Here is a 12,032-nt window from a genome sequence, read left to right as displayed (position 1 = left end):
TTTATATTCTCGGGCATCGCCATCAGGCGGACTGTCCGCTCGTGCTCGTGCTGGGTGCAATACGGCCGGGGCTGCCGACGACCTCGCGCATGCCGCATACGCCGAAGCGTTCCAGCAGCGCCGGAATCCCGTCCACCGGCACCGGGCGCGAGAACAGAAAACCTTGCGCCTGGATATTGCCCAGTGCCGAAAGCCAAGCGATCTGCTCTTCCGTTTCGGTGCCTTCGACGACGACCGTGAGACCGAGCGAGCGCGCGAGATTGACGATCGCCGATACCATCACGCAGACGCTCCGGTCGACCGGGATGGCTTGCACGAACGAACGATCGACCTTGAGGGTATCGACCGAGAAGCGATTCAGATAGGAAAGCGAGGAGTAACCGGTGCCGAAATCATCGAGGGCGATACTGACGCCGAGCCGTTTTTTCAGGGCCGCGATCTTCTCCGAGACGAGATCCGGATACTCCATCATGGCTGTCTCGGTAATTTCCAGTTCGAGCCGCTGCGCCGCGATGCCGGTTTCCTCGATCGCGCGGGCGATGGTTTCGTAGAGGTCGCCGCGCCAGAACTGGACGGCCGAAATGTTGACGGCGAGAGAGAGCGTTTCGTAGCCCTGGCTTTGCCAGATCGCCAGTTGTTTGCAAGCTTCCTGGATCACGAAGTCGCCGATCGGCACGATGAGGCCGGTGGATTCGGCGACCGGAATGAACTCGCTCGCGGCGATGATGCCCTGTTGCGGGTGATTCCAGCGCACGAGGGCTTCGAACCCTGTGATGCAGCGGCGCGCGAGATCGATTTTCGGCTGATAGACGAGAAACAGCTGCCGTTCGGTCAGCGCGACGCGCAATTGCTGCTCCCACTGCATCAGGTGATCAGCACGATGCGAGAGATGCGGCGCATAGAACTGATAGCAGTTCTTGCCGGCGTCTTTGGCGCTATACATGGCAAGATCGGCTTTCTTGAGCAGGTCGATCTCGCTTTCGCTGCCCACCGAGAAAAGCGCGATGCCGATACTGGCGTGAAGCACGAACGACGTGCCGCGCACATCGAACGGATGCTCGAACACTTCGCGCATCGTTTCGGCCAGCTGTGTGGCTTGCCGCTCGACATCGCCGCCTTTGACGATCACGACGAACTCGTCTCCGCCGATGCGAGAGAGCACGCCCGTGGCGCCGACGGTATCGGCCAGGCGGGCCGCGGTCATCTGCAACACGATGTCTCCGGCATTGTGGCCGAGCGTGTCGTTGACGGTCTTGAAGTTATCGAGATCGATGAAGAGGATGGCCAGGCGGCCGACATTGCTCGGATCGCTCACATCCTGGCGCAGGCTTTGAAGCGTGGCGTAGCGGTTGCGCAGGCCCGTCAGCAAATCGTATTCGACGAGATGGGTCATCTCGCGTTCGCGCCCGAGCAGTTTGCCGATGAGCCCTGTAGCCACCGCGAAAAAGCCGAGCATCGCAAGCGAGATGAAACCCGCCATCAGCAGATAGACGTTGCGCGTATGGTTGTAGTCCGCGAACTCCTCGGCCTCGGACAGCCCGACGAGCACGCCCATCGGATAGCCGTCGATGTGCCGATACGAGACAATGCGCTTCACGCGGTCGATCGGATCGATCTGCGTCCCCGAGACGTGTTCGGAAATCGGGTAGACGCCGCTGGCCGAAAACGTTCCCGGCGCACTCGTGTTGGAACCGGTGCGGCGCGCCAGCACCGCACCGCTATCGGCGATCACGGCAATGACACCGTCTTTGCCGATGGCGGCGTTGTTATAGAAATCGCTCGTGAAATAGCCGGGGTTTTCGGACACCACGACCACGCCCGCGAACGAGCCGTCGGGGTGATTGAGGCGCCGTGTCATTTGCAGCGTCCACTGATGCGACACGCGGCCCAGCACCGGTGTGCTGATATAGAGCTGATCGTCGTTCTCGTGCTCATGCACCTTGAAGTGCTCGCGATCGGACAGGTCGATCGGCTCCGGATTGGCTTCCGCCGTCGAGGCGACGAGCAGACCGTGCTCGTTGATGATCGCGACCTGCACGAGTGTGTCGCTCTGAACGACGCCCTTTTCGACAGTGCTGCGCAACTCGAAGCGATCTGGGTTCTTTTCGAACTCGTACTTGACGAACCGGGTGATCTGGTCGACTTGATGAATGGCCTTGATCGTATGCTGTTCGAGTGCGGCGGACAGGATGGCCGCCGACGCCGCTGCTTCCCGATAGGTCGAATCGCGTTCGACGGACAGGCGAGCCGAGATGACCGTCCAGAGCAAGACGAGCACGAGCAGACCCAGCGCCGGAATCGCGATCAGCGCGCGCCGCCGCGAGCCGGCCGCATCGCGCCGCGCGCGGGTGTCACGGGCCGAATGGAACCAGGGAAAGTTCATCACTTGCCGTGAAGTCTCGAAGGACTGCAGGCACCGTTTGGCAGGGTCGACAGGTTCATGGTTGGCTGCATGGCGAGCATCGTGCCCCGGGGCTTGGCCGCGGCGCTGTCAGGTCATCAATGGAAGTCGCACCCTCGTGGGCAGTCGTCAGGAGGATATTACTGAATGGATCAGAATTAGGATAGCGTCCGTTAATCGGGTAAACGTTTGACTATCCAGGCATGATTTCCGCAGAGCTCAGCCGATTGCCTCTGGGGTGCGCGCCTGCCGCTTTCGGAAGCGGTGACCGGGCGCGCCCACGGAGGTGCGCTGTGAGGCCAGCGGGCAGGCGCCAGCGCGGGGGAGGGAATAGTCAGCGCACTGAAATCGTGCCGTCGACGACCGTCGTCGATGCCCCGCCGATCCAGATCTTGCCTCGGGCATCGTCGTAATCGACGAAGACACGGCCGGCCCGGCCGATCGCGACGCCTTGCCGGACCGTGTAACGGTCGCCGGGCCGCGCGTCGCGCGAAGAGAAGAGGCTTGCCAGCCCCGCATTCGCACTGCCGGTGGCGGGATCCTCATAGATTGAAAGCTCGTCGTCCATGACGATGCAGCGCATCTCGTAGGATGCCGGACCGCCCGCGGGATGGGCTGCATAGAGGGTGAGCCCCTTCATGCCCGCGCGTTGCACGATATGAGAAAGCGCGGACGGGTTGAGCTTGACGGTCACGCAGCGCTCCGGTGAGGTCAATCCGACAGTCAGCCACCGGACGCCATTGTCGACGGCGCTCGGTGGGACGCGAGTGAAATCGATCTCATCCTCCCTCGTGCCGAGCGCTTCCCGCAGCGCCGCGAACTCGGTCTCCGGCATCGGCGTAATGCGTGCGGGCGGGGCGGCGAAGGCACGCACGCCCGGCGCCCGATCTTCGATCTCGACGAGTCCCACGCCGCACTGCTGCACGAGCCGGCCCGCAGTACGCGCGACGTAGCCGCTTTCCACCAGCGCGTGGGCGGTGCCGAGGGTGGGGTGGCCGGCGAACGGCAATTCCCCCGCGGGCGTGAAGATGCGTACGTAGTAGTCGGCGGAGGGTTCGGTCGGCTCGAGCAGGAACGTCGTTTCCGAGAGATTCGTCCATCGGGCGATGGCCAGCATCTCGTCGGCGTCGAGTCCATCGGCATCGAATACGACGGCGAGCGCGTTGCCCTTGAACGGCACATCCGAAAAAACGTCGACCTGTTTAAAGCGAACGCGGCGCGCACTCATACGGCCTCCTTTGCGTTACGCGACTTCCGCGACGAGTTCGATTTCGACGCAGGCGCCGGTCGGGATCTGCGCGACGCCGAATGCCGAACGCGCGTGCTTGCCCGCCTCGCCGAACACTTCGACGAAGAGTTCCGACGCACCGTTGGTGACGATGTGCTGCTCCGTGAATTCGAGCGTCGAGTTGACGAGGCTCATCACCTTGACGATGCGCTTGATGCGGTTCAGGTCGCCGAGGTGCGCATGCAGCGTCGCGATCAGATCGATGGCGATCGAGCGTGCGGCTGCCTTGCCTTCCTCGGTCGCCATATTCGAGCCGAGCTTGCCGACCCACGGTTTGCCGTCCTTTTTCGCGATGTGGCCGGAAACATAGACCGTGTTGCCCGTTTGCGCGCACATGACATAGGCGGCGGCCGGTGCGCCGGCTGTCGGCAATTCGATGTTCAGTGTCTTCAGCGTGTCGTAGACGTTGTGTTGTGCCATGAGAAGTGTCCTCGAAGAGTCTGAAAAGTTGAATGAGCCGAGCGAGCTCGGACTAGATGCGTTCCCGGATCAGCGCCGCGAGGCGCGCCACGCCCTCGTCGATGCGCGCGGGCGGGACGGTGACGAAGGACAGCCGCAACGTATGGTGTTGCGGGTCGCCTGCGAAAAACGGCGCGCCCGGCACGAATGCGACATTCGCGGCAACGGCGTGCTCGAGCAGTGCCATGGTATCGATGCCAGCGGGCAGTGTCACCCAGATGAACATGCCGCCTTCGGGACGATTCCAGCTGACGCCGTCGGGCATGTGCCGGGCGAGTGAGGCCAGCATCGCCTCGCACTGATCGCGATAAAGCGCGCGCACGGCTGGGATTTGCTCGTCGAGGTAGCCGTCCTTCACGACTTCGTGAACGATGCGCTGAGTGAGCGTTGGCGTATGGAGATCCGTGGCCTGCTTGGCCTGCACGAGTTTGAAGTGAAGGTCTTCAGGCGCGACGATATAGCCGAGCCGTAATCCCGGGGCGAGCACCTTCGAGAACGTGCCGCAATAGACGATGTGATCGGGCGCCATCGACAACATCGTCGGCAAGGGCGAACCCGCGTAATCGAGCGCGCCGTAGGGATCGTCTTCGATGACGGGGAATTTGCTCGCGCGGGCGAACTCGGCGAGCGCGACGCGCCGCTCGAGCGGCAGGCGCCGGCCTGTCGGATTCTGAAAGTTCGGTTGCGCGTAGAGCAGGCGCGCGCCCTGTGTGAGCGCAGGCGTCAGGCTCTGCGGAACGAGACCGTGATCGTCGGTCGGTACCTGCACGCAGTGGGGCTCGTAAAGCGAGAACGCCTGCAGCGCGCCGAGATAAGTCGGTGTTTCGACGAGAATGGGACTGGCCGGATCGATCAGCACTTTGCCGAGCAGATCGAGCGCCTGTTGAGAACCCGTCGTGATCAGTACCTGCGACGGACGAATGGTTGCATTGCTCGTCGACAGACGCGCGGCGACCCACTCCCGCAGCGGCATGAAACCTTCCGTCGCGCTGTACTGCAGTGCCGCGGCCGGCGCCTCGCGCAGCACGCGATCGGTCGCTTCGCGAATGCGCTCGGCCGGGAAGGTGGCGGGTGCCGGCAGGCCGCCCGCAAACGAAATGACCTCGGGCCGCTCGGTGACTTTCAGGATTTCGCGGATGGCCGAACTCGTCAGCTTGCGGGCTCGCTCGGAAAGCTGCCAGTCGCGTTGCGGCATATCGCTGTGGTCCATGAAAGTCTCCTTGGAATGGTCGATGAGTGGGCTTGAAAAAAAATGGGCCAATCGGGCGGCGCACGATGGCGGGGCGCAAAGCCGGAGCGAATGCGCCGTCTCGACGGACTCGCGCGGCAAAAGACGCGATTATCGCTCCAGTCGCAGCCCGGCGCGTGCTCGCGGCGCGGCCGTCCGTACCGCGGCCTTGCGGCCCACGAGCACGGTCGCGATGACAGCGGCCGCGAAAAGCCAGGTCGACGGCTGCACCGATTCGCCGAAAAAGAGCGCGGAGAAAGCGATCGTAAAGAAGATCTGCAGCAACTGCACTTGGCCCACGCGTGCGGTGCCGCCCATGGCGAGTCCCGCATACCAAGCGAAAAAGCCGATGAATTGGGAGAAGAGCGCGACATAGCCGAACGCGAGCCAGGTCGCGAGAGCAAAAGGCGCCGGGTGTACCAGATGTTGCCGCCAGGCCAGCCAGCCGACGGGGATGACGAGAAACGGCGCCGCTACGACGAGCGCCCAGCAGATCACCTGCCAACCGCCCATGTGGCGCGCGAGCCGGGCACCTTCCGCATAGCCGAGCGCGCCGATGGCGACGGCAACGAGCATCAGCCCGTCGCCGGCCCGCAGCGCCCCGCCGCCGGCATGGAGCGCGAATGCGACGACGAGTGCGCTGCCGAGCGCCGCGCTGGCCCAGAAAGCGGAAGAGGGCCGTTCATGCGAAAGCCACGCGGCATAAAGCGCCACGAAAAGCGGCTGTAAGCCCCCGACGAGCGCACCGTGCGAGGCGGGAACGCTTTTCATCGCCCACGCCGAAAACACCGGAAATGCGACGATGACGCCGAGCGCCACGATGAACAGGCTGCGCAGTTCGGCGCGATTGGGCAGCCGCTCGCGGCGCCAGGCGAGGAGCGCAGCGGCGGGCACCGCTGCGGCGAGCGCGCGACCGAGACCGTTCAGGAGCGGGTGAAATTCCTGCACGACGATGCGGGTCATCGGCAGCGTCAGGCTGAAGACGATGACGCCGACGAGGCCGAGCAGCATGCCATGCGATTCGCGGGTGTTCATTGAGGACGGGATTCCTGAGTCGATTGTTGTCGATTGCATCGGGTGTATCTATTGCCGCTCTCGCCGCAGCGTCCGGCCTGCGCCGCTCGGCGCCGCGAGCGTGCCGCTCAACGCAGCAGGCGCGTGCCGGCGGGTGTTTCGATTTCGGCCGCAAGTGCTGGCGCGTCAGCCGGCGCGTCGTCGAGTTCGATCAAGTGGCCGACGCCCAGCCATGCCAGTTGCTCGCGGATCGGCGCCGGGCGCGGATGCCGCGCCTTGAGCGCACGCAGCGCGAGGTCGGTGGCGGGTAGCCGACCGGCCGGATGCGCGGTGGTGTCCCACTGAATCAAAGTCGGCAACACGCCGTCGCCCGCGCCTTGCCAACTGGGAAAGCTGCCGTCATCGGGGACCGTCAGCCGCCAGGTGAGCTCGCCGCGGGACATCGGCATGACGGGCGCGATTCTCGACGGGTATTGCGCCTGCCAGCGCCCGAGATCTTTCGGACGAACGACGCGCACGGCCCAGTGGGCGAGAAACGGGCCCGCCTCGAGACGTGCCTTCATCGCGTCGTCGTCGAGCGAGAACCAGCGGGGACGGCGCTCGTTCGCCGGTTCGCTGCTGCGTTGCGCATCGGGATCGACAGCGATGACTTCGAGATACACCGTGCCGAAAAGGCCCAGCAGCCTGTTATGCGTGCCCATCCGTGCGTGGGCGCCGCCGGCGACCGGTTCGACGCCGAGCGTTTCGGCGACGTGGCGCGCGCCCTCCTCGAGGGTGCGGGCTGCGACGATCAGGTGGTCGAGTTCGAGTGCGGAGGCAGACATCATGCGGAAACGGTGCGCGATAGCGACGGACGGTTCGACAGCCGAAAAAACGGATTGTGCTTCACTTTAATCGGCGTGCCCTGCACAGTAACGGTACAATCGCTTCGATACTTTTCTGTACAGTTCGGATCCCGCCATGTCCGTCCCTCTCGATCTCATCCCCGCGCCGCACGGCGCGTCGCAGCTCACGCTCGTCGAACAGCTGGTTCAATGGGCGCGTCGCCGTGTCGAGGAGCGCGTGTTCCGCCCCGGCATGCGCATGCCATCGATCCGCAAGCTGGCTCAGGACAAGGGCGTGTCGCGCTTTACCGTCGTGGAGGCGTACGAGCGGCTCGTGGCGCAGGGATATCTCGAATCGCGGCGAGGCTCGGGCTTCTATGTGCGGGAGCGTTCGTCTGGAACGCCCGATTTCCAGCGCCAGCAATCCGGCACCACGTTGCGGGAAGCGCGGCCGCCGAGCCCGATCGATGTCGCCTGGCTGCTGCGCGTTACCGTGCAAACCAGCACGCCGGAAAAAGGCCCGGGGCTCGGGTACTTGCCGACTCGCTGGCTGGACGGCGAACTCATGGCGGGGGCGTTGCGCACGCTCGGCCGCCAAAGCCCGACGCAATGGCTCGGCAACGGGACGGCGCAAGGCTTCTTGCCGCTGCGCCAGCAATTGCAGACGCGTCTCGAGGAACTCGAAATCGGCGCGGCTCCCGAGCAGATCGTCCTCGTATCGGGGATTACGCAGGCGATCGATCTCATCGCGCGCGTCTATATCCAACCGGGCGACCCGGTGATTGTGGGCGATCCGGCCTGGTTCCAGATGTTCGGGCGCTTTGCCTCACAGGGCGCCCGGCTCATCGGGATGCCCTACACGCCGAACGGACCCGATATCGATGCGCTGGAAACGCTCGTCGCCACCTGGCGGCCGAAGATGCTGGTCATCAATTCGGTGCTGCACAACCCCACCGGGACGTCGCTGACACCGGCGCAGGCGTTTCGCATTCTGCGGCTCGCGGAGGCGTACGATTTCATCGTCGTCGAGGACGACGTCTACGGCGATCTCTGTCCGCCGAGCTATCCGGCGACGCGGCTGGCGAGCCTCGATCAATTGAGGCGCGTCATCTATCTCGGCAGCTTTTCGAAGACGCTGACGGGCAATCTTCGCGTCGGGTTCATTGCTTCATCGGCCGATCTCTCGCAAACGCTCGCCGATCAAAAACTGCTCGTTGGGATGGCCACGCCCGAGCTCAACGAGCGTTTGCTTTACAAAATACTGACCGAGGGGCATTACCGCCGGCATGTCGAGCGTCTTCGCGGGCGGCTCGACGGCGTGCGCGACAAGTGCGCGCGGATGCTCGAAGCCGCCGGCCTCTCGCTGTTCACGATGCCGGCGGCCGGCATGTTCCTGTGGGCCGACACCGGAGTCGATTCCGATGCGCTGGCCGCTGCGGGGCAGGAGGTGGGGTTTTTGCTTGCGCCGGGTAGTCTTTTTTCGCCGCATCAATCGCCGACGACCTGGATGCGTTTTAACGTAGCCAATTGCGGCGATCCCGCGCTGCCGGGTTTTCTGTCCGGCTACCTGGACGGCCGACGCCCGGCCAGGGTCTTGAAAACCGCACAGGCCGCCCCCATTTGAGCGGCCGTTCGCGGCGAATTGCCAGCACGGCCTGGCGTTGCCGCGGTGCGCGCGCCGGGGAATGCGCCTTGCTGCGCGTGTGGCCCGCAGCCGATGAGTGTCCAACCGTTACTGACGAGAAATAGGGAATCGAGAGCATGGCACAAGAAACCATGAGCTTCCAGGCGGAAGTGAAGCAGCTCCTGCAGTTGATGATCCATTCGCTGTACAGCAACAAGGAAATCTTTCTGCGCGAGCTGATTTCGAATGCGTCGGATGCGGCCGACAAGCTGCGCTTCGAGGCGATCGCGAACAGCGGTCTTTTCGAGGACGATCCGAATCTGCGCATTCGCGTGTCGTTCGACAAGGCGGCGAGGACGATCACGATAGACGATAACGGGATCGGCATGAGCCGCGACGAGGCGATCTCGCACCTCGGCACGATCGCCCGCTCGGGGACGAAGGAATTCTTTGCGAACCTCTCGGGCGATCAGCAAAAAGACGCGGCGCTCATCGGCCAGTTCGGTGTCGGTTTCTATTCGGGCTTCATCGTTGCCGACAAGATAACGGTCGAGACGCGCCGCGCGGGGCTGCCGGCCGCGGAGGGTGTGCGCTGGACGAGTGCGGGCGAGGGCGATTTCTCGGTCGAAACGATCGAGCGCCCCGCGCGCGGCACGACGATCACGCTTCACTTGCGCGAAGGTGAAGATGAATTGCTGTCCGGCCACCGTCTGCGTTCGATCATCCGCAAGTATTCCGACCACGTGGCGCTGCCGATCCTCATGAAAAAGGAGGAGTGGGATTCGGAGAAGGGCGAGACGGTCGAGAAGGACGAGGACGAGACCGTGAACCAGGCCAGCGCGCTCTGGAGCCGGCCCAAAAGCGAGATCACCGACGAGCAATACACGCAGTTCTATCAGCATCTCTCGCACGATCATCAGGACCCGCTCGCATGGACGCACAACCGGGTCGAGGGGCGCAGCGAGTACACGCAGCTGCTTTACGTGCCGTCGCACGCGCCGTTCGATCTCTGGAACCGCGAGCGTCGCGGCGGCCTGAAGCTCTATGTGAAGCGCGTGTTCATCATGGACGACGCCGAGCAGTTGCTGCCGTCGTATCTGCGCTTCATCAAGGGCGTCGTCGATTCGAGCGATCTGCCGCTCAACGTATCGCGCGAAATCCTTCAGGAAAGCCGGGACGTGCGTTCGATTCGCGAGGGCGTGACCAAGCGCGTCCTCTCGATGCTCGAGGAGCTCGCGAACGCCGAGACCGACGAAGGCAAGACGAAATACGCCACGTTCTGGAAGGAATTCGGCCAGGTGCTGAAGGAAGGTCTCGGCGAGGACTTCGCGAACCGCGAGCGCATCGCCAAACTGCTGCGCTTTGCCACGACGCACACGGATTCGACGGAGCAGACCGTTTCGCTTGCCGAGTACGTCTCGCGGATGAAACCCGACCAATCGAAGATCTATTACGTCAGCGCCGAGAGCTGGCAGGCCGCGAAGAACAGTCCGCATCTCGAAGTGTTCCGCAAGAAGGGCATCGAAGTGCTGTTGCTGTCGGATCGCGTCGACGAGTGGGCGCTGGCCTATTTCACGGAGTTCGAGGGCAAGCCGCTCGTGAGCGTTGCGCGTGGCGATTTGGACCTCGATGCATTCAACGACGAGGAGAAAAAGGCGCACGAGGCTTTGAGCGAGACGATGAAGCCGCTCGTCGAGAGGATGAAAGAAGTGCTCAAGGACAAGGCGAAGGATGTCCGGCTGACGTTCCGTCTGACCGATTCGCCTACGTGTCTTGTCGCCGACGAGGGCGAGATGAGCGGCTACCTTCAGCGCATGCTGAAGGCGGCGGGACAGCAAGCCCCGGAGTTTCATCCGATCCTCGAGGTCAACCCCGAGCACGCGCTCGTGAAGCAGCTTTTGACCGAGCATGCGGATTTCGCCGATTGGTGTCATCTGCTGTTCGATCAGGCTGTGCTGGCGGAGGGGGGCGCGCTGGAGGATCCGGCGAGCTTCGTGAAGCGCACTAACGCGCTCTTGCTTGCGCGGTGATGCCGGAGGCAGTGCAGCGCTTGCTTCGGTCGCGCGCCGCGGGCGCCCGGTGGGGGCTCGCGCCGCGCCCGATATGCTCGCCCGATCAGAAGGACTGGTTGACGCGCGGCGGTTCTCTGACCGCGCATTTGCGCACGCTTGGCGAGGTCGCCGTACGCGTCACGCGCGAAACGGTTGCGCAAGCGTGGCCTGACGAGCACGCCGCGCTCGGCATTGCGCCGCGTTCGCCGGTGTGGGTGCGTGAGGTTGTGCTCGAAGTGGCCGGCGTGCCGTTCGTCGTCGCACACAGCATCGCGCCGCTCGCTGCCAGCCGCGGTGTATGGCAATCGATGCGCCGGTTGCGTACGCGCCCGCTTGCGGAGCTCTTGTACAGCGATCGCGACGTTTCGCGCTCGGCGCTCGCGAGCGCGCGGCTCACTGGCCGCCATCCTCTTTTCACGCTGGCTTGCCGAGCGATTGCCGGTCCGGCGCCGCATGCGCTTGTCGCGCGTCGTTCCGTATTCATGCGTCAGGACGCACCGCTGATGGTGACCGAGTGCATGCTGCCGGCGCTTTGGGAATGCCTCGGGCGGCGGTCGCGGTCCGCGTTGCTCGATCCATCGATGTCGTGACGTTCAAGCGCTCATTTGCTCCGGTGGTTGATGACGCGACCCGCGTACTCGTGCTCGGTAGTCTGCCGGGTGAGGTCTCGCTCGCGCAGGGGCAGTACTACGCGCATCGTCAGAATCGGTTTTGGCATTTGATGGGGGATGTGATTGGCGTGGCGCTGCCGGGGATGGAGTACGAGGCGCGGCTGCAAGCGCTGCTCGATCATCGGGTGGGGCTTTGGGATGTGATTGCGCAGGCGAAACGCGAGGGGAGTCTCGATAGCCGCATTCACGATCACGCCACGAACGACCTTGCGGCGCTTGTAGCTGCGTTGCCGAATCTTGTCGCGGTCGCGTTTAACGGCGGGACGGCGGCGAAGATGGGCATGCAGGCGTTGGCCGAGAGTCGAGTGTCGCTGGATCTTATAAAGCTGCCGTCGAGCAGTCCGGCGTATGCGGCTCTGCCTTATGCGCAGAAGCTCAGGGCGTGGGAGGCGTTGCGGAAGTGGTTGGTATAGCGGTTCGTCGCGCTCAACTAGCGCGTATGACTTTCATATGTCCTTCGGCGTTGAAATGA

General features: G+C 63.9%; 10 protein-coding genes. 4 read left to right on the top strand and 6 right to left on the bottom strand.

Annotated features, from left to right (window positions below; all coding sequences use genetic code 11):
• Nucleotides 1-22: 22 nt before the first annotated feature.
• The 6 genes from ACR9ZC_RS22455 to ACR9ZC_RS22430 form a co-directional block, all read right to left on the bottom strand.
• Nucleotides 23-2,383, bottom strand: coding sequence for a bifunctional diguanylate cyclase/phosphodiesterase (locus ACR9ZC_RS22455; protein WP_481581958.1), 2,361 nt, complete (start codon nt 2,381-2,383; stop codon nt 23-25).
• A gap of 352 nt (nt 2,384-2,735) precedes the next feature.
• A complete protein-coding gene (locus ACR9ZC_RS22450; RefSeq protein WP_481581957.1) occupies nt 2,736-3,629 on the bottom strand; it encodes a PhzF family phenazine biosynthesis protein in 894 nt (297 codons plus the stop codon).
• A 15-nt stretch (nt 3,630-3,644) separates the two neighbouring features.
• Nucleotides 3,645-4,109 (bottom strand): RidA family protein, encoded by a 465-nt coding sequence (locus tag ACR9ZC_RS22445; RefSeq protein WP_481581956.1) that lies wholly within the window; start codon nt 4,107-4,109, stop codon nt 3,645-3,647.
• A gap of 52 nt (nt 4,110-4,161) precedes the next feature.
• On the bottom strand, nt 4,162-5,358 hold the full coding sequence (locus ACR9ZC_RS22440) for an aminotransferase-like domain-containing protein (RefSeq protein ID WP_331572859.1): 1,197 nt from the start codon (nt 5,356-5,358) through the stop codon (nt 4,162-4,164).
• A 129-nt stretch (nt 5,359-5,487) separates the two neighbouring features.
• Nucleotides 5,488-6,411, bottom strand: a complete 924-nt coding sequence (locus ACR9ZC_RS22435) for a DMT family transporter (protein WP_481581955.1) — start codon at nt 6,409-6,411, stop codon at nt 5,488-5,490.
• A gap of 107 nt (nt 6,412-6,518) precedes the next feature.
• Complete coding sequence (locus ACR9ZC_RS22430; protein WP_481582744.1) at nt 6,519-7,214, bottom strand: VOC family protein; 696 nt, start codon at nt 7,212-7,214, stop codon at nt 6,519-6,521.
• Between the two features lie 136 nt (nt 7,215-7,350).
• Between ACR9ZC_RS22430 and ACR9ZC_RS22425 the strand changes: the two genes are divergently transcribed.
• From ACR9ZC_RS22425 to ACR9ZC_RS22410, 4 genes are all read left to right on the top strand, one after another.
• Complete coding sequence (locus ACR9ZC_RS22425) at nt 7,351-8,838, top strand: aminotransferase-like domain-containing protein (protein ID WP_331572862.1); 1,488 nt, start codon at nt 7,351-7,353, stop codon at nt 8,836-8,838.
• A gap of 137 nt (nt 8,839-8,975) precedes the next feature.
• Nucleotides 8,976-10,868 (top strand): molecular chaperone HtpG, encoded by a 1,893-nt coding sequence (gene htpG, locus ACR9ZC_RS22420; RefSeq protein ID WP_481581954.1) that lies wholly within the window; start codon nt 8,976-8,978, stop codon nt 10,866-10,868.
• Complete coding sequence (locus ACR9ZC_RS22415) at nt 10,868-11,479, top strand: chorismate--pyruvate lyase family protein (protein WP_481581953.1); 612 nt, start codon at nt 10,868-10,870, stop codon at nt 11,477-11,479. Before htpG ends, ACR9ZC_RS22415 begins: the two co-directional genes overlap by 1 nt.
• Nucleotides 11,476-11,973 (top strand): DNA-deoxyinosine glycosylase, encoded by a 498-nt coding sequence (locus tag ACR9ZC_RS22410; RefSeq protein ID WP_481581952.1) that lies wholly within the window; start codon nt 11,476-11,478, stop codon nt 11,971-11,973. Before ACR9ZC_RS22415 ends, ACR9ZC_RS22410 begins: the two co-directional genes overlap by 4 nt.
• Nucleotides 11,974-12,032 lie beyond the last annotated feature (59 nt).

It is taken from the genome of Trinickia sp. HAY1-2D (assembly GCF_056754935.1).
This window is presented reverse-complemented; position numbering and strand designations above follow the sequence as displayed.